The organism is Bradyrhizobium sp. WBOS08 (assembly GCF_024585125.1).
Taxonomy (GTDB): domain Bacteria; phylum Pseudomonadota; class Alphaproteobacteria; order Rhizobiales; family Xanthobacteraceae; genus Bradyrhizobium; species Bradyrhizobium japonicum_B.
In genome coordinates this window covers 5,947,740-5,964,907 of record NZ_CP028988.1, presented here as the reverse complement: position 1 = coordinate 5,964,907, position 17,168 = coordinate 5,947,740, and the positions used below count along the sequence as shown (strand labels likewise).

At 65.8% G+C, this 17,168-nt stretch carries 15 protein-coding genes; 8 read left to right on the top strand and 7 right to left on the bottom strand.

Annotated elements, in window-relative coordinates; translation table 11 throughout:
- Positions 1 to 32 precede the first annotated feature (32 nt).
- From DCM80_RS28095 to DCM80_RS28085, 3 genes are all read right to left on the bottom strand, one after another.
- A complete protein-coding gene (locus tag DCM80_RS28095; protein ID WP_257194659.1) occupies positions 33 to 860 on the bottom strand; it encodes a hypothetical protein in 828 nt (275 codons plus the stop codon).
- Positions 861 to 948: 88 nt separating this feature from the next.
- Positions 949 to 2,238 (bottom strand): siderophore utilization protein FsrB, encoded by a 1,290-nt coding sequence (gene fsrB, locus DCM80_RS28090; RefSeq protein WP_257194658.1) that lies wholly within the window; start codon positions 2,236 to 2,238, stop codon positions 949 to 951.
- A gap of 219 nt (positions 2,239 to 2,457) precedes the next feature.
- Entirely contained in the window at positions 2,458 to 3,333 is an 876-nt protein-coding gene (locus tag DCM80_RS28085; RefSeq protein ID WP_257194657.1) for an AraC family transcriptional regulator, read from the bottom strand.
- Positions 3,334 to 3,586: 253 nt separating this feature from the next.
- Here DCM80_RS28085 and DCM80_RS28080 point away from each other — a divergent pair, with 253 nt between their 5' ends.
- From DCM80_RS28080 to DCM80_RS28060, 5 genes are all read left to right on the top strand, one after another.
- Complete coding sequence (locus DCM80_RS28080) at positions 3,587 to 4,807, top strand: amino acid ABC transporter substrate-binding protein (protein WP_257194656.1); 1,221 nt, start codon at positions 3,587 to 3,589, stop codon at positions 4,805 to 4,807.
- Positions 4,808 to 4,870: 63 nt separating this feature from the next.
- Complete coding sequence (locus tag DCM80_RS28075) at positions 4,871 to 5,746, top strand: branched-chain amino acid ABC transporter permease (protein ID WP_257194655.1); 876 nt, start codon at positions 4,871 to 4,873, stop codon at positions 5,744 to 5,746.
- On the top strand, positions 5,743 to 7,422 hold the full coding sequence (locus DCM80_RS28070; protein WP_257194654.1) for a branched-chain amino acid ABC transporter ATP-binding protein/permease: 1,680 nt from the start codon (positions 5,743 to 5,745) through the stop codon (positions 7,420 to 7,422). Before DCM80_RS28075 ends, DCM80_RS28070 begins: the two co-directional genes overlap by 4 nt.
- Entirely contained in the window at positions 7,415 to 8,146 is a 732-nt protein-coding gene (locus tag DCM80_RS28065) for an ABC transporter ATP-binding protein (RefSeq protein ID WP_257194653.1), read from the top strand. Before DCM80_RS28070 ends, DCM80_RS28065 begins: the two co-directional genes overlap by 8 nt.
- Positions 8,147 to 8,183: 37 nt before the next feature.
- A complete protein-coding gene (locus DCM80_RS28060; protein ID WP_257194652.1) occupies positions 8,184 to 9,635 on the top strand; it encodes an aldehyde dehydrogenase in 1,452 nt (483 codons plus the stop codon).
- A gap of 104 nt (positions 9,636 to 9,739) precedes the next feature.
- On the opposite strand, the gene DCM80_RS28055 is transcribed toward DCM80_RS28060, so the two are convergent.
- From DCM80_RS28055 to DCM80_RS28045, 3 genes are all read right to left on the bottom strand, one after another.
- Positions 9,740 to 11,731 (bottom strand): TonB-dependent siderophore receptor, encoded by a 1,992-nt coding sequence (locus DCM80_RS28055; RefSeq protein WP_257198078.1) that lies wholly within the window; start codon positions 11,729 to 11,731, stop codon positions 9,740 to 9,742.
- Positions 11,732 to 12,463: 732 nt separating this feature from the next.
- On the bottom strand, positions 12,464 to 13,480 hold the full coding sequence (locus tag DCM80_RS28050) for a hypothetical protein (RefSeq protein WP_257194651.1): 1,017 nt from the start codon (positions 13,478 to 13,480) through the stop codon (positions 12,464 to 12,466).
- A 201-nt stretch (positions 13,481 to 13,681) separates the two neighbouring features.
- On the bottom strand, positions 13,682 to 14,488 hold the full coding sequence (locus DCM80_RS28045) for an enoyl-CoA hydratase/isomerase family protein (protein ID WP_028136488.1): 807 nt from the start codon (positions 14,486 to 14,488) through the stop codon (positions 13,682 to 13,684).
- Positions 14,489 to 14,609: 121 nt separating this feature from the next.
- Here DCM80_RS28045 and nthA point away from each other — a divergent pair, with 121 nt between their 5' ends.
- The 3 genes from nthA to DCM80_RS28030 are packed head-to-tail and all read left to right on the top strand — an operon-like array spanning position 14,610 to position 16,272.
- Positions 14,610 to 15,239, top strand: a complete 630-nt coding sequence (nthA, locus tag DCM80_RS28040) for a nitrile hydratase subunit alpha (protein ID WP_257194650.1) — start codon at positions 14,610 to 14,612, stop codon at positions 15,237 to 15,239.
- A complete protein-coding gene (gene nthB / locus DCM80_RS28035) occupies positions 15,236 to 15,895 on the top strand; it encodes a nitrile hydratase subunit beta (RefSeq protein WP_257194649.1) in 660 nt (219 codons plus the stop codon). The genes nthA and nthB overlap by 4 nt, the downstream gene beginning before the upstream one ends.
- Positions 15,895 to 16,272 carry a nitrile hydratase accessory protein gene (locus DCM80_RS28030; protein ID WP_257194648.1) on the top strand — a complete coding sequence of 126 codons (378 nt, stop codon included), beginning with the start codon at positions 15,895 to 15,897 and terminating at the stop codon, positions 16,270 to 16,272. Before nthB ends, DCM80_RS28030 begins: the two co-directional genes overlap by 1 nt.
- Before the next feature lie 85 nt (positions 16,273 to 16,357).
- Here DCM80_RS28030 and queC read toward each other — a convergent pair whose 3' ends face one another.
- The gene (gene queC / locus DCM80_RS28025) at positions 16,358 to 17,071 is read right to left on the bottom strand and encodes a 7-cyano-7-deazaguanine synthase QueC (RefSeq protein WP_257194647.1); all 714 of its coding nucleotides are present in this window, start codon (positions 17,069 to 17,071) and stop codon (positions 16,358 to 16,360) included.
- Positions 17,072 to 17,168: the final 97 nt, after the last annotated feature.

Here is a 17,168-nt window from a genome sequence, read left to right as displayed (position 1 = left end):
TGCGCCTGTTGTTTGCGTATGATCGTCACGCCTTAGCGCAACGGCAGCAGGTCCAGTTGGCTCTGCGCCTTCCTGACCGCGGCCGCGTACCAGCTCTGGCTCGGCGCTTCCTTGGCGAAGCATTTCGTGTAGGCGTCCATCGCCCGGTCCTCCCTGGCCATGTCGCCGCGCGGATCCTTCTTGTTGACGGGCTTCGCCATCATCTGCGTCCAGACGCGCTCGCAGGCCGGGATCTCTGCCGTCTTCACGGCGTCCCTTGCGGCAATGAAGTACACCCTGTCGCCACTTATCGCGACGACGTCGATTTCATCGGGCGCACCCTTGAGCTCGCCATTGCCGCGCAGGCCGAGCACGGCGAACGCAGCGCTCGCGGATACAGGCTTGGTGACCGGCAGCTCGGCATATTTGGCGAAGGCGGCATCCTGGATCGCGTGATAATAGAAGCGGTCGGACTGGAACGCGGCGCTGCTCTCTTGCGGCATGCCGTCGTCGCGATGCTCGCGCAGCCAGTGCGTGAGCAGCGCGATCGTGGTCACCACGGCTTGGGTCTTGTCGCCGTCCGAGGCGAAACTGAGCCCGTCGAGATGACCGAAGCCGATATCGCTCCGGAACAGCGTGTCGACGTTCGACCTGCCGTCCGCGGAAAATCCCTTGATCGCGACCGGTCCCACCAGGCCGCGCAGCACGCCTGCCAGCTCCTTCAGGGCGGCATCGTGCTGCTTGTAGATCACCTCGCTCTCCTTGGCCTTCGAGAACTTTGCGATGTAGCGATCGCGCAGGTCGAGATAGTGCCGCTCGGGCGGGGCCGCATGGACGGGCATCGCGAGGACGAGCAGGCAGAGCAAGGCAGGCAATCTCATTCAACGTCCGCGGATTGGAGGCGATCTGCCATCTTTGTGCGGCTGCGAGGCGCGAAGGTTCATCCGCAACGAACCGCGCTCTTGCGCCCTACTCCGCCGGCGTCAGCTGCCGGGTCAAGCGCACCGCCGCTGTCTTGCGGACACGGACCCGGGCGCGGCGCTTGCGCCACCAGATCACGACGCCGGTGACCGAGAGCGCCGCCACGACGAGGCCCATGATCGAGATCAGGATGCGGCCGAACAAGCCGACGATGCGGCCCGAATGAAGCGGGAATTGCGCCTGGACGAAGATATCGGCGGCGGTGCCGACCCAGGGCAGCCGCTCGCCGATCGGGCGGCCATCCTCGCTGTCGTAATAGAGCTGCGCCGGGCCGACGCCGCCGGCGCCGTGGTCGTCGCCGGGGTGGAAGAACGCGGCGGCATAGACGCCGTGGGCCGGGCCGTAATTGATCGAGCCGACCGGGATGGTCCAGCCCCGCGCCTTGCCGTCGGCGGCGGCGCGCGCGGCGATCTCGGCGAATGTCATCTTGGGCTCGATCGGATTGTCGAGATCGCGATAGGGCCGCTGCTCATAGGGCGTCGGCGTATAGTTCGACACCATCTTCATCAGCGGCGAGAACACCTCGAAATAGAGGTTCAGCGAAAACGCGGTGAAGGCGATGATGAAGAGCACGCCCCAGGTCCACAGGCTGAAGGCGCGGTGGATGTCGAAATTGATCCGGTAGGCGCTGCCTGAGGTTTTGATGGTCCAGGCCGGTGCCCAGCGCGCCCAGAAGCCACGCTGGAGCTGGCGCGTGACGCTAGGTGCCCGCGCCGTCTTGGCGCGCCTGCGCGAGGGCAGCGTCAGATAGAAGCCGACGAAGCAATCGATGGTCCAGATGATGGCGATCACGCCGAGCACGCGCATGCCCCAGCGGTCGCTGCCCCAGAACTCCGGGATGTGCATCGTGTAGTGCAGCTTGTAGAGGAAGGAGACGAAATTCTCCCGCGTCACCGGCCACACCGCGCCCCAATAGCGCCGGCCAAGCTCCGCGCCGGTATTGGGGTCGAGAAAGACCTGGTTGTAGTCGAGCGTGTAGCGCTTGCCGGTCGCAGGATCGATCCGCGGCATGACGAAGAACCACAGCGAGTGGCCCTCCTCCGGCGTCATGAAGAGGTAGACGACGCGCGCGCGGGGATCGCGCTGCTCGATCGTCTTGGCGAGCTCGATCGAGGGTATCGCCGGGCCCTTGCTGGTGACGTCGAACAGATGGCCGTTCAGGATGTCGTCGAGTTCGTGATCCCAGGAGATGATCGCGCCGGTGATGCCGGAGAAGAACAGGAAGGCGGCCGTCAGCAGTCCCGTCCAGCGATGCAGTTTGCCGAATATCGCTCTCATCGCTCAGATCTCATTCCAACCGGGATCCGGGCCCTCAACTCCCGGAACCGTCTTCGCTCGAACCACCGGCAGCCGGTCTGCCTGCTGATGGTCTTGCGTCCATCGCCTAACGTACGGATCGCTTCAGTGCGAGTGCGGCAACATTAGAATCTATCGAGACTGGAAAACGAGCCCTGCGACAAGGCGCTCGGCGCGATCGGCGGCTCGCTTCTCAATCGCTCACGGCCAGTCGGCGAAATTCAGCGTCGGCCTCGATCGCCCGGCTCGCGCCCGTGCCACGACGCGCCGACGCCATACGCCCGGTGCCTCTCCGGTATGCTTGCGGAAGAAGCGGCTGAAATACGCGGTGTCCGTGAAGCCGAGCGCGAACGCGATCTGCTTGACGGCAATGGTTCCCGCCTCGAGCCGCGCCGCCGCTTCCTTGACGAGACGCTGCTGGATCAGCTCGCTCGGCGAGCGCTTCAGCTCGCGGCTGCACAGCGCGTGCAGACGATCGGGCGTCATGCCGAGCAGCCTGGCGTAATCGCTGACGCGGAGGTGCTGCTGGTAGCGCTCCTCGAGCAGCCGGCGGAAGCGGCTCAGGATCTCCGCGCTGCTGCCCTCCTCGTTCCGATTGCCGTCGACGGCGAACAGGCGCCAGAAGCGCAGCACGCACAGCGTCAGCTCGGCCGACATGATCGAGGCTGCACCACTGCGGGCGGGCGAGGCGATCTCGGCGGCGATCGCGGCGATGGAACGAGCCATCGTGGCAGCGAGATCGGGCTCGACCGGCAACGCCATGACGCCGCCGGCGCCTTCGAGCGCGAGATAGGGCGCCTCCGCCGAGGGCGGGAGATAGCGATGCCATGTGCCGGCCCGCAATTGCAGCAGCTCCGCGGTCGTTCCCGCCGCCACCTCCAGATAGTCGGCCGATCCCGCCGGCAGCCAGGCCATTGCGGGCCCGGCCAGCGGAATCGTCTTGCCGGCTCGAGCGATCTCCACGGTCCCGCCGCCGTGAAGGCAGAGCAGGTGAATGAACGGCCGGGCCGCGTTCGACATCAGCATCCAGCGCCGCGCCGCATAATGCGATCTGATCAGCTCTGCACCGACGGGCACAGCCCCGCTCGCACCGGCTGCCGCGGGCGGGCGGCTGGCCGCGACGCCTCGACGCAGCTGGCCGTCGTGACCAGAAACGTCCAATCTTTCCCCGGATTTGTCCATTGTGCGAACAAAGCCCGGGATGCTTGCTAGGTCAAGTCCTGGTCGCGGTCGGCGCGATGACGCCATTCCGAAGAAATCAGGGCCAGAGGAAACGACCACTCACATCGATGCCGACAATCGCTTGAGTGCCACAGGAGGGAGACACGACATGTTTTCGACCAACCGTCGAACGTTACTTCGCGCCACCGGCCTTGCCGCTCTGACCGCGGCGCTGGGGATCTTTCCGCTTGCCGCCGATGCGCAGGAGAAGATCCGGATCGGCTATGCCATCTCCAAGACCGGTCCCTATGCCGGCGGCGCCGGCATCACCACCCTGCCCAATTACGAATTGTGGGTGAAGGACGTGAATGCCGCCGGCGGCATCAAGCTCGGTGACAAGAAGCTGCCGATCGAGATCGTCGAATACGACGACCGCAGCAGTTCCGAAGAAGCCGTGAAGGCGATCGAGCGGCTCGCCAACCAGGACAAGGTCGATTTCATTCTGGCGCCCTGGGGCACCGGCCTCAACCTCGCGGTCGGCCCGACGCTGAACCGTCTCGGCTACCCTCACCTCGCGGTCACGTCGGTGACGGACAAGGCGCCGGAGCTCGCCAAGCGCTGGTCCAACGCGACGTTCTGGCTCGGCACCTCCGCGCAGATCTCCGAGGCGCTGGTCGATCTGCTGGGCAAGCTGAAGGGCGAAGGCAAGATCGGCGGGACCATCGCGATGGTCAGCATCGCCGATCAGTTCGGCATCGAGCTGTCCGCCGCCGCCCGCGCCGCTTTCAAGAAGCACGGCTTTACGCTCGGCTATGACAAGACCTATCCGATGGGGACGCAGGATCTCCAGCCGCTGCTGAAGGACGCCGTCGCATCCAACCCGGATACGTTCATCGCCTTCAGCTATCCGCCGGATACGATCGCGCTCACCGAGCAGGCGCAACTGCTGAAGTTCAACCCGAAGATCTTCTATGTCGGCGTCGGTACCGCCTTCCCGCTCTACAAGGGCAAGTTCGCCGCCAACAGCGACGGTGTGATGGGGATCGGCGGCTGGAACGCGGACTCGCCGCAGCTGAAGGACTATCTCGCGCGCCACAAGGCGGCGACCGGCAAGGAGCCGGATCGCTGGGCCAGCTCGATCACCTATGCCAGCCTCCAGGTGCTGCAGCAGGCGATCGAAAAGGTCGGCAAGCTCGATCGCGCCGCGGTCGCGGCGGAAATCCGCGCGGGTACGTTTGAGACCATCATCGGCAAGGTCAAGCTCAAGGACGGACTGCTCCAGGAGGTCTGGAGCGTCGGCCAGTGGCAGAACGGCGAGTTCTACGCTCTCGCGCCGACCTCGCAGCCGGGCGCGCGCGCCGCGGTCGTGCCCAAGCCGCAGTGGCAATAAGACCGGCCGGCAGGCCTTCGATCGCAAGGCCTGCCTGCCGTCCGCTCCGGGGGATGCCGCTTCATGCTGCTCGTCGATATCGTCCTGCCCGGCCTCGTGCTTGGCGGCATGTACGCGCTGATCGCGCTCGGGCTGACGCTGCAATATGGCGTGGCGCGGATCATGAACCTGTCCTACGGCGAGTCGCTGGTTGCGGCTGCTTTCGGCGCGTTTTCGCTCTACAGCGGACTTGGGCTGAGCCCGCTCGCGGCGCTGCTGCTGGCGGTGCCGGTCGCGATGGTGCTGAACTGGCTGCTCTATCGTTTCCTGCTGGAACGGCTGATGCGGCGGGGCAAGGACCGGGGCGCGCAGGAAATCGACAGCATCCTCGTCACCTTCGGCGTGTTGTTCGTCATCCAGGGGGCGATGCTGGTCGCCTTCGGAGGGCAGTATTACAGCTATAGCTACCTTTCGATTCCGCTGACGATCCTCGGATCGACGCTCGCGGTCAATCGCCTGGTCGCGCTGCTGTTCGCAGCCCTGGTCGGCGGGGCCGTCTATCTTGCACTCACCCGCATCCGGATCGGCACCGCAGTCCGTGCCATCGCAGTCGATCCGAACGCGGCGCGCCTCGTCGGGATCGACGTGGCCGCGCTCTCGGGGCTGGCGTTTGCGTTCGGCGGTGGCCTCGTCGCCATCGGCGGCGTGCTCGTCAGCATGTTCCTCACCTTCAATGCCGCCATGGGGGTGGTCTTCACCATGAAGGCGCTGGTCGTGGTCATCATGGGGGGCGTCGGCAACGTCATGGGCGCGCTGGTCGCAGGCCTGCTGCTGGGCGTGGTCGAAACCGCAGTGGCCCGGCTGATCGATCCCGGCCTGACGCTGGCGGCCACCTACACGCTGTTTCTCGGCGTGCTCGTGATCAGGCCGACCGGCCTGTTCGGGCGGGCCGCGTCATGACCTTGCCTGTCCGGATCCTGCTGTGGTGTGGCGGCCTTGCCCTCGCCGCTTGCCTCATCACCTACCCGCTCTATGCCAACGGCTATTATCTCGCGCTCGGCATCAGCGTCCTCTATTTCACGATCCTGGCGACCGCGTGGGCGATGTTCTCCGGCCCTACCCGTTACATCTCCCTCGCGACGGTCGCGTTTTTCGGCTTGGGCGCGTACACCGCCGCAGTGCTCGGCGAGACCATGTCCTGGCCGATCGTGCTGCTGGCCGCGGCCGGCATCGGCGCACTCACGGCCGCGATCACCGGACTGTCGACGCTGCGCCTCTCCGGCATCTATTTCGTGATCTTCTCCTTCGGCCTTGCCGAGCTGATCCGCCAGCTCGTGATCTGGTACGAGGTCAACATCCACAAATCGGTCGGCCGCTACCTGTTCAGCGCGGTGACGCAGGACATTCTCTACTGGCAGCTGCTTGGCCTCGCCGCGCTTGTCTTCCTGGTCGGCTGGCTGCTCGGACGATCGCGCTACGGGCTGGCGCTGCGCGCCATCGGCGCCGACGAGACCGCGGCCAGTCATTCCGGCATCGACGCCACGCGGGTCAAGCTCGGCGTGTTCATGCTGAGCGCGACCTTCATGACGGTGACCGGCGCGGTGATGGCGCCGCGGTGGACCTATATCGATCCCGCCATTGCGTTCAATCCGGCGATCTCGTTCCAGGTCGTGATCATGGCCTTGCTGGGCGGCGCCGGCTCGCTGTTCGGGCCCGTGCTGGGCGTCATCCCGCTGGTCCTGCTGTTCGAGGTGCTGACCGCGACGCTGCCCAACCATTTCAGCATCGTGCTCGGCATCATCTTCGTCCTCATCGTCATGGTGCTGCCGAACGGGGTGATCGGACTGCTCGGGGTTGGACGCCGGCGCGTCCCGGCCGACAGGCCCGTCACTGCGTCGGCCCGCACCAAGGATGCACCGCTCCTCGCGGTCGACGGCGTCAGCAAGTCGTTCGGCGGGTTGCGCGCCGTGGACGGGGTCAGCTTTGCGGTCGCGCCCGGCGATATCGTCGGCATTATCGGCCCGAACGGCTCCGGCAAGACGACGCTGCTCAATACGCTGTCCGGTGCCCTGAAGCCCTCGTCAGGCACGATCCGGCTCGGCGGCACCTTGCTCAACGGCCTGCGGGCCCACCAGATCGCGCGCCTCGGCCTCGCCCGCACCTTCCAATTGGTGCGCGTGATGCCGGATCTGACCGTCGCTGAGAACGTTGCAGCCGCGCGGCTGTTCTCCGCAGCGCCCGGTCTTTCGACAGGTTCGGAGGCGGAAGGCGAACTGCTCGACCTGGTCGGGCTCGGTGCGATGCGCGAGGCCCCCGCGGGTGAGCTGACCTATATCGACCAGAAGCGTCTGGAGCTCGCCCGTGCGCTGGCGCTGCAGCCGCGCCTCGTGCTGCTCGACGAATGGTTGGCCGGCCTCAATCCGAGCGAACTGGAGACAGGCATCGCGCTGATCGCCAAGCTGCGCGAGCGCGGCCTCACCGTCATCATGGTCGAGCATGTCATGGATGCCATCCGCGCGCTGTGCGGCCATTGCGTCGTGATGAACGCCGGCAAGGTGATCGCGCGCGGGACGCCGGACGCGGTGCTGTCCGATCCAAAGGTCGTCGCCGCTTATCTCGGAGACGACGATGCTTGAGGTCGCCGCGCTCTCCCATTTTTATGGCAAGCACCAGGCCCTGGCCGACGTCGCGCTGGGCATCAGTCAAGGCGAGATCGTCGCCATCCTCGGTGCCAACGGTGCGGGCAAGTCGACCCTGCTCAAGAGCATTGCCGGCCTGATCAGGCCGGCCCCCGGCGCGAGAATCGCGTTCGACGGACAGAGCATCGCCGAGCTCCCGGCCCATCTGATCGTGGAGCGCGGCATAGCGCTCGTGCCGGAGGGCCGCGGCGTCTTCGGCGACCTCACGGTCGCGGAGAACCTGCAGCTTGGCGCTTATCCTGCCCGCGCCCGTGACGGCGAAGCGGACCGGCTCGCGCAAGTCCTGCAACTGTTCCCGCGCCTCGTCGAGCGCATGAGGCAGTCCGTCCGCACCATGAGCGGCGGCGAGCAGCAGATGGTGGCGATCGGTCGCGCGCTGATGTCGAACCCGATGCTGCTCCTGCTCGACGAGCCCTCGCTCGGCCTGTCCCCTCTGCTCAGCCGCGAGGTCTTTCGCGCACTGACGCAGATCCGCGCCGGTGGCGTTGGCGTCTTGCTGGTCGAGCAGAACGCGCGCGCCAGCCTCGACATCGCCGATCGGGTCTACCTGATCGAGTCTGGTCGCAACACCGGCAGCGGAGCTGCGGCTGCGATGAGGAACGATCCCGAGATCCAGCGCGCCTATCTCGGCAAGGCGCGCGCCGCATCGTCCCCACAATGAACCCCAGCAACCCCTCCTGCAATTCTTGGAGAGCTCCATGAACGCCATCGACCTTCTGATCGCCGGCAAGGACCAGGCGGCCAGCAATCAGCGCACTTTTCAGCGCCACAACCCGATCTCGGGCGAGATCGCGACCATCGTCGCGGCGGCCTCGATCGAGGACGCGATGCGCGCCGCGGACGCCGCAGCGGCCGCGTTTCCTGCCTGGTCGCAGCTTGCTCCGTCCGAGCGCCGCAAGCGGCTCAATGCGGCCGCCGACATCCTGGCGCGCCGGGCGGCGGAATTCACCGCTCTGATGGTGGCCGAGACCGGCGCCACCGCGGGCTGGGCCGGCTTCAACGTCCATCTGGCCGAGGGCATGCTGCGCGAAGCCGCGGCCATGACGACGCAGATATCAGGCGAAGTCATTCCGACCGACAAGCCCGACAACCTCGCCATGGCGTTTCGCCAGCCGGTCGGTGTCGTGCTCGGTATCGCGCCGTGGAACGCCCCCGTGATCCTCGGCGTGCGCTCGGTCGCGATGCCGCTCGCCTGCGGCAATACCGTGGTGCTGAAGGCGTCCGAGATGAGCCCGGGTGTACACCGGCTGATCGGGAGCTGCCTGGCGGAGGCCGGCCTCGGCGACGGCGTCGTCAACGTCGTGACCAACGCACCCGAAGATGCGCAGGCGGTGGTCGAGGCGCTGATCGGCCACCCTGCAATCCGCCGCGTCAATTTCACCGGCTCGACCCGCGTCGGCCGCCTCATCGCGCTGGCATGCGCAAAGCACCTGAAGCGCGCGCTGCTGGAGCTTGGCGGCAAGGCCCCGCTCGTCATCCTCGACGATGCCGATCTCGACGCCGCCGTGAACGCGGCAGCGTTCGGCGCCTTCATGAACCAGGGCCAGATCTGCATGTCGACCGAGCGGATTGTCGTCGACGACAAGGTGGCGGACGCCTTCGTCGCCAAGTTCGCCGCCAAGGCGAAGAGCCTTCCTCATGGCGATCCCCGCAAGGGCAATGTCGTGCTCGGATCGCTCGTCAGCGGTGCGGCCTGTGACCGCGTCCGGGGCTTGATCGACGATGCGCTCGCCAAGGGCGCCGTGGTCGCGGCCGGCGGGCACGGCAGCGGCACCATCATGCCAGCCACGATCGTCGATCACGTCACGCCGGCAATGCGCATCTATGGTGAGGAGAGCTTTGGTCCGGTGGTGACCGTGGTCCGTGTCAGCGGAATAGACGAGGCGGTGCGCGTCGCCAATGACACCGAATACGGCCTCTCCTCGGCCGTGTTCGGCCGTGACATCGCGCGCGCCCTCGGCGTCGCCAAGCGGATCGAGGCGGGCATCTGCCATATCAACGCCCCGACCGTGCATGACGAACCGCAGATGCCGTTCGGCGGCACCAAGGCATCAGGTTACGGCCGCTTCGGCGGCAAGGCGGCAGTCGACGAATTCACGGAGCTGCGCTGGATCACGGTGCAGACCGGGCCGCGGCACTATCCGTTCTGATCGCCGACTGGCCGCCTCCGTGGCAGTGCGGGCTGCCGGTCCCTACTGCCGCATGGGCGGCACCGGATGGTCCGGCTCGTACGCCGGACCATCCGCATCTGACCTCACCAGCGGTAGGTCAGCTTGCCGATGGCTTTCCGTCCTTCGGCATACATGCAGCCCGACAGGCCGTAGCAGGCGGCGACATAACGCGTATCCGCAAGGTTGGTGACGTTCACCGACAGACGCCAATTGTCCCTGGCATAGGCAAGCAGGGCGTCCAGCACCGTGGCCGATCCCACCTTGAACGTGTTGGCATCATCGCCCCAGGTGGCGCCGACGTAGCGGACGCCGCCGCCGAACTGCAAGCCCGCCAGCAGCCCGCTCTGGAGCGTGTAGTCGCTCCACAACGAAGCGCGGTTGAGCGGCACGGTGACCGGCGCCTTGCCGACATTGACTGGATCCTGCGTGACCACGGCATCGACATAGGCATACGCGGCCCGCAGGTTCCAGCCGTCGGCGAGCGACATCGAGCCTTCGAGCTCGATGCCACGCGATTTCACCTGCCCGATCTGTTCGTAATAGGCGGCCGCAGGCACGTAGACGCCGACGTTGTCGCGCGTCAGGTCGAAGGCGGCGAAGGTGAACAGCGCGTTCCAGCCGAGCGGCTGGTACTTGACGCCGACCTCGTACTGCACGCCGGTCTCGGGATTGAGCAATTGTCCTGCCGGACCGGTCGCCAGCACCGGCAGGAACGATTCCGAATAGCTGAAATAGGGCGCGATGCCGTTGTCGAAATTGTACATCACGGCGGCGCGGCCGGTGAAGGCCGTGGCATCCTTCGTGACCGACGACGGGGTGAATACGTCGGTATCGACCTGGGTCGTCACGAAGTCCTCGCGACCTGCGAGCAGGAACGAGAGCCGGCCGAGCTTGATCTGATCCTGCGCGTAGAGGCCGAGTTGCGACTGCTTGACGCCCTTGTTGTCGTACATGCCGCCCATGGTCCAGTCGTAGCTGTAGACCGGGTTGAAGACGTTGATCTCCGGCGATGAGGTCGTGACGGCAAAGGCGGTGTCGCGGAACGTGGTGTTGCGATAGTCGAGCCCGACCAGGGTATTGTGGCTGAAGATGCCGGTGACGAACTTGCCCTGGAGCTGGTTGTCCACCGCGAAGGAGTTGATGTACGAGTTGCTGTAGCTGCCGAAGCGCCCGAGCTGTCCCGCCGCTTCGTTGGTGTATCCGGTGCCGTAGAAAACCTTCTCCTCGTTGTGCTGATAGGCGTAGCGCAGGTTCTGCCGAAACGTGATGTTGTCGGTGAAATTGTGCGACAGCTGATAGCCTGCGGTCGCGATCTCGGTGTTGAACGCATCGAAGCTCGGCACGCCCGCAAAGAACGAGACCGGGATGGTGCGGCCGTTGTTCGGCCAGACCGTGCCCGAGGCCGGCAGGAACTGAAGGCCCCACCCTGCCCGGTCGCGCTGAAAATTGGCGAGCAGGGTGATCGTCGTGTCCTCGTTCGGCTTGAACGTGACCGCGGGCGCGATGAAGACGCGATTGTCCTTGGTGAAGTCGACCTGAGTCTCGCCGTCACGGATGACGCCGGTCAGGCGCCACAGCACGGTACCCTCCTTGTTGGCGGGGCCGCCCATGTCGAACTGGCCCTGGTAGCGGTTGAAGCTGCCGCCGGAGATCGAGGCCTCGCCGAACTGCTGTGCGGTCGGCAGTTTCGTCACGTAGTTGAGGATGCCGCCGGTGCCGCTGCCGCCATACATCGCCGAGGACGGTCCCTTCAGCACTTCCAGGCGCTCGGCGCCGTAAGGATCGAGACCGTTGAAGTGCACGTAATTGCTCGAGGGAATCCGCAGGCCGTCGATGTAAAGGCCGGACATGGTGGTGTCGAAGCCGCGAATCTGGAGCGCGCCGAAGCGGGTGTCGGAACCGCCATTGACGTCGCCGCTGACGCCGGCGGTGTAGCGCAGCGCCTCGCCGATCGAGACCGCGCCCTGATTCCTGACCTGGTCGGTGGTGATCACGGACACCGACTGCGGCGTTTCGATCAGCGGAATATCCGTCTTGGTAGCGGTGCCGCTGCGCGTCGCAACGAAACCACGCACCGGACCATTGGCGCGCTCGCCCGTTGCACCGTTCGCTGCTGCCGACTGGGTTGGTGCGGCCTGCTGCGCGGGAGACCGGCGATTGGCGCGCGAGGTCCGCGTCGCCGCCCTTCGCGACGAAGCGATCGCCGCAGGACGGGCCCGCTGAGCCGGCGCATCGACGGTGACGGCCGGAATCTGGGTCTGGGCCTCCGCGGACCCAACCGGAATGACGAGACAAAGCGTGCTCACCGCTCCGAGGCAGAGAATCTGAATCTGGCGAGAACACGTGTTGCCACGCGAAGAAAATTGGAAGTCGGTCACGTCGTTCGAAGCCCCCACGCACTGCCGGCTTTGCCGGTATCGTTCTTGATATTCCGCCGTAGCTCAGGCGGTTTCGGAGTGCGATAGGAACGCGGTTAGAATTTCTCCAGACCTGTGCGCAGCACCTGCGGTGAATGCGCTCAGCCGCGGCGAGAGGCGCGCAGATCTGGAATCTTTCTAGACGGCGGTGGTCGACCGACGGGGCGCGAGCACCAGGGACATCGGAGGCGGACGCGGAGAACAAATCCTCTACCATGACCCCGTCGCAACGCCGTCTGGTACTTCGACGCCCTGCTCAGACAGCCTCGTCGCAACGGCCCCGCTCCAGCTTCAATACGCCAAGCTCAGGTTGGCGGCACGCTCAGGATCCGGTGGCGTTCTCTCAATCGTCGGTCTTCCAGAACGTGAAAGTCTCTTCCGGAATGTCTTTCATCGGAATCTTGACGGCGCGATTGAGCACTCATATTCGCCGGTCTTGCTCTCGTACTCAGCGCGCCTCTTCTTGCTCAGGTTCTTCGGGCTGGCCCAGTGGTTGGCACCGTGGGTCGGATCGCTCTTCGGTTCATCCAGACGCGCGCGAACAGCCTCCAGACTCTCGGCCACGCTCCTGATGTACTTGACCTGATCGCTTTCTTTGGGATCATCGAAGCGCTTCTCGCTCCGGGTGAAATCGCTGATCTCGGCTCCTCGCGGAGGCCGCAGGTCACCTTTTGTCAAATTGAGGTAGGCGTAAGCGAGGCACTTCTTGATGTAGGGGTCCTCTCCCCTGGCTTCGTTCATGACGACGTCGGCAATCAGCTCCACCTTCTCGGGGTCACTCCGTCCCGCAACGGCGGCCGCGTGGGCCGCCGCGAGTCTGGCCGCAGCCTCCCCGTAGCGCGCCTTGCTGCTCTCGAGTTTGTCCAACGCCGCCTTGCGCCTCTTGATTTGGCCTTCATCCAGCTTGCCGCTTTCGTCCGTCTTGCCACCCTCGAGACGCACGAGGTCGTCGCTGTCGGTCTTGTGCTGCGCAGCCATCGACTGGAGCTTCTGATAGAGATCGTTGTATTGGACTTTGAGTGATGCGAGCTTTTCATTCTCCTCTGCGGTGCGATTCTTGTTGCTCTCCAGAGCCTTGCGCTCGTTTGCGATCTCGTCAAACTGCGTCTCCAAGTGTCCATAGGCGTCCTCTCGCGCGCGGGCAGCATCGCGCTTGGCGGTGAGTTTCTGCAGCGCTTCGGCCTCCTTCTTGCACGCCGCTTCGCCCTGGGCCTCTTGGTCGGACAGCCAGTTGTCATAATGGCCGTAACCGTGCTTGGCGCACTGCGCACAGAGCGACCGGCTGCCGATGTCACCGCTGCTCCTGTTCTTCGCGAGAATCTTCGAGCCGGTCGGGCAATCATCCTGATTGTGATAAACGTCGCGATCTTCATCGGTGGTCGTGAAGTAGGCCGTCGTTCGTGCCATCTGCGCCTCCCCAAAAGAGGCGCGCCACGCGCGCCTCGGATAGACGAGCATCGTGAGACGCGCACAATTTTTCGTTGATTTCGATCAATGCCCGGCGCGAGAACGAACAGCATCGTTCGATCCGGCGGATTTTACCTCCACCGGCGTCGACCATACTGCCTCGGCGCGCTAGATAGTCGCCGGCGCTCTGAACGAGCTGAGCTATCGCCCCTTGAAGCGCGGCTTACGCCGGCCCAGGAACGCCTCGACGCCCTCCTTGTGATCCTCGCTGAAGCTGGCGAGCGCGAACTGGTCGACATCCATGTGGCTGGCGAGATCGTCCAGCGCATGCGCGAGCCGGTTGACGGTGAGCTTCGTCATCGCAACCGAGAGCGGCGGCTGCGCGGCGACCTTGCGGGCGAGCTCCATGGCGGCATCGAAGGCATGGCCGGGATCGGTCACCTGCTCCACCAGGCCCCATTCATAGGCCTCATCCGCCGAGATGCGCTGGTCGGCCAGGATCACCGCCTGCTTGGTGCGGGCGGGTCCGATTAGATGCAGCATGCGCGGGATGCTCTGCCAGCTCATGTTCATGCCGAGCCCGATCTCGGGCACGCGCAGATGCGCGTCGTGTCCCATCACGCGGAAATCGAGCGCCACGGCCAGCGCGACGCCGCCGCCGACGCAAAAGCCCTCGATCGCCGCGATCGTGATCTGCTCCATCTCCTGCCAGGCGTGCGTCAGGCGCGGCCCGAGCTTGAGGTGCCGGCGCAGCGTGCCCAGATCCATCTCCTTGCGCGAGCGGCCCTCGTCGTCCTTCAAGTCGAAGCCGGCGCTGAAGGCGCTGGTGCTGCCGGTCAGAACCACGACCGAGGTCGCCGCATCGTCTTCGAAGCTGCGCGCCGCCGCCGTGAGCTGGCGCAGCGCTTCCGGGGAGAGTGCGTTGATGCCGTCGCCCCGGTCGAAACGCACCACTGCGATCCGTCCCTCCGGCCCGAGGCCCTTTTCGATCTTCACATAGTCGGTCACCAGCATCTCCCAATCAGTTTTGCGGCGACCCTAGCCTACATCCGGCCTCACGAACATGGGACCCGGTCGCGCTGTCCGGCATACTCGACAGGCCCGGGCCATTGCGCCTATCCTTGGCGCCATGAGCCACGATCACGACCATCATCACGATCACGATCATTCCGAGCTGTCGGAGACCGAACTGCGCGTGCGCGCGCTCGAGACCATCCTGACGGAAAAGGGCTATGTCGAGCCTGCCGCGCTCGACGCCATCATCCAGACCTACGAGACCAAGATCGGCCCGCACAACGGCGCACGCGTCGTCGCCAAGGCCTGGACCGATCCGACCTTCAAGAAGGCCCTGCTGGAGGACGGCTCCAAGGCGATCGGCACGCTCGGCCATGTCAGCCGCGTCGGCGACCATCTCGTCGTCGTCGAGAACACGCCCGAGCGCCACAACATAGTCGTCTGCACGCTGTGCTCCTGCTACCCATGGGAGATGCTGGGTCTGCCGCCGGTCTGGTACAAGGCCGCGCCCTACCGCTCGCGCGCGGTGAAGGACCCGCGCGGCGTGCTCGCCGATTTCGGCGTCACCCTGCCCAAGGACATTGAAATCCGGGTGTGGGATTCCACCGCCGAGACGCGCTTCCTGGTGCTGCCGATGCGACCCGAGGGCACGGAGGGATGGAGCGAGGAGCAGCTCGCCGAGCTCGTCACCCGCGACTCCATGATCGGCACGGGCTTTCCCAGGACGCCGGGAGCGCCGTCATGAACGGCGTGCACGACATGGGCGGCATGGACGGATTCGGCAAGGTCGAGCCCGAGCCGAACGAGCCGATGTTCCATGAGGAATGGGAGTCGCGCGTGCTCGCGATGGTGCGCGCGATGGGCGCGGCCGGCGCCTTCAACATCGACACCTCGCGATTTTATCGCGAGACGCTGCCGCCGCACGTCTATCTCGCGAGCTCCTATTACAAGAAATGGTTCCTCGGTCTCGAGGAGATGCTGATCGAGAAGGGCTACCTCACCAGGGAGGAGGTCGAAGCCGGCCACGCGATGCAGCCGGCCAAGGCGCTCAAGCACGGCAAGTTCGACCTCACGCAGGTCGAGCGCATCATGGTGCGCGGCAAGTTCGCCCGCCCCGCCTCGGCGCCCGCCAAGTTCAAGATCGGCGAGCGTGTGCGGGCCAAGAACATCCATCCGGCCACGCATACGAGGCTGCCGCGGTATGTCCGCGGCCATGTCGGAATCGTCGAGCTCAACCACGGTTGCCACGTGTTTCCAGATACGGCGGCGATGGAGCGCGGCGAGCATCCGCAATGGCTCTACACCGTCGTGTTCGAAGGCCGCGATCTCTGGGGCGAGGACGGCGATCCGACCCTGAAGGTCTCGATCGACGCCTTCGAGCCCTATCTGGATCCGGCGTGATGAGCAGCGCACTTGCCGCTGCTGCGACGGCGGCCATTCCGAGCATTCCGCGCGACGACGACGGTCCGGTGTTCCGCGCGCCCTGGGAGGCGCATGCGTTCGCGATGGCCCTGACGCTGCACCAGCGCGGCGTGTTCACCTGGCCGGAATGGGCCGCGGCCCTGGCCTCGGAGATCAAGCGGGCGCAGGCCGCGGGCGATCCTGATACGGGCGAGACCTATTATCAGCACTGGCTCGCCACGCTGGAAGGCCTGGTGGCAAGCAAAGGGGTCGCCTCGACGGACACGCTGCACCGCTATCGCGATGCCTGGGACCGCGCCGCCGACCGTACGCCGCATGGCAAGCCGATCGTGCTGCAGCCTGAGGATTTCGGCTAGCTCGCGCCGCTCGTGTCCCGGACGATGCTTCGCATCGCCGCAGCGTTGCGCTGCGTCCGGGGCACGAGCGGAGTACGGCGCGGCCTCAGCGCCCCGTCACGAATTCCCGCCACCCCTTCGCCCGCAGGCTGCACGCCGGACACTCGCCGCAGCCATAGCCCCAATCGTGCTGCGCGCCGCGCGTCCCGAGATAGCAGGTGTGGGAGTGCTCGCGGATGAGGTCGACCAGCCCCTCGCCGCCGAGGTCCTCGGCCAGCTGCCACGTCGCGGCCTTGTCGATCCACATCAAGGGCGTGTGCAGCTCGAACTTGCGCGCCATGCCGAGCGAGAGCGCCGTCTGCATGGCGCGGATGGTCTCGTCGCGGCAATCGGGATAGCCGGAATAGTCGGTCTCGCACATGCCGCCGACGATATGGGTGATGCCGCGGCGGTAGGCCAGCGCCGCCGCAAAGGTCAGGAAAACCAGGTTACGCCCGGGCACGAAGGTGTTCGGCAGGCCGTCGGCGCCCATTGCGATCTCGACGTCGCGCGTCAGCGCGGTCTCCGACACCGCCGCCAGTGTCGGGATCGCCAGGGTATGGCTGTCGCCGAGCTTTGCCGCCCAATCCGCGCGCAACGCCTTCACGCCGTCGAACAGCCGCTCGCGGCAGGCGAGCTCGATGGCGTGGCGTTGGCCGTAGTCGAACCCCAGCGTCTCCACGCGCGAAAAGCGGCTGAGCGCCCAGGCAAGGCAGGTGGTGGAATCCTGCCCGCCGGAAAACAGAACCAGCGCGGTTTCCGATGAAAATGTGTCGCTCATGGCCCGCGCTTTAGCATTGTGGAACGCCTCAGCCAATCGGTGGAAATCGGCCCGTTCCGCCTGCCCGCGCTGGGAACGGCGGCCGGCTTTTGGCATA

Coding starts and splice junctions, on each gene's coding strand:
- DCM80_RS28095 (WP_257194659.1), bottom strand. CDS start 860: ATGAGATTGCCTGCCTTGCTCTGCCTGCTCGTCCTCGCGATGCCCGTC.
- fsrB (WP_257194658.1), bottom strand. CDS start 2,238: ATGAGAGCGATATTCGGCAAACTGCATCGCTGGACGGGACTGCTGACG.
- DCM80_RS28080 (WP_257194656.1), top strand. CDS start 3,587: ATGTTTTCGACCAACCGTCGAACGTTACTTCGCGCCACCGGCCTTGCC.
- DCM80_RS28075 (WP_257194655.1), top strand. CDS start 4,871: ATGCTGCTCGTCGATATCGTCCTGCCCGGCCTCGTGCTTGGCGGCATG.
- DCM80_RS28070 (WP_257194654.1), top strand. CDS start 5,743: ATGACCTTGCCTGTCCGGATCCTGCTGTGGTGTGGCGGCCTTGCCCTC.
- DCM80_RS28065 (WP_257194653.1), top strand. CDS start 7,415: ATGCTTGAGGTCGCCGCGCTCTCCCATTTTTATGGCAAGCACCAGGCC.
- DCM80_RS28060 (WP_257194652.1), top strand. CDS start 8,184: ATGAACGCCATCGACCTTCTGATCGCCGGCAAGGACCAGGCGGCCAGC.
- DCM80_RS28050 (WP_257194651.1), bottom strand. CDS start 13,480: ATGGCACGAACGACGGCCTACTTCACGACCACCGATGAAGATCGCGAC.
- nthA (WP_257194650.1), top strand. CDS start 14,610: ATGAGCCACGATCACGACCATCATCACGATCACGATCATTCCGAGCTG.
- nthB (WP_257194649.1), top strand. CDS start 15,236: ATGAACGGCGTGCACGACATGGGCGGCATGGACGGATTCGGCAAGGTC.
- DCM80_RS28030 (WP_257194648.1), top strand. CDS start 15,895: ATGAGCAGCGCACTTGCCGCTGCTGCGACGGCGGCCATTCCGAGCATT.
- queC (WP_257194647.1), bottom strand. CDS start 17,071: ATGAGCGACACATTTTCATCGGAAACCGCGCTGGTTCTGTTTTCCGGC.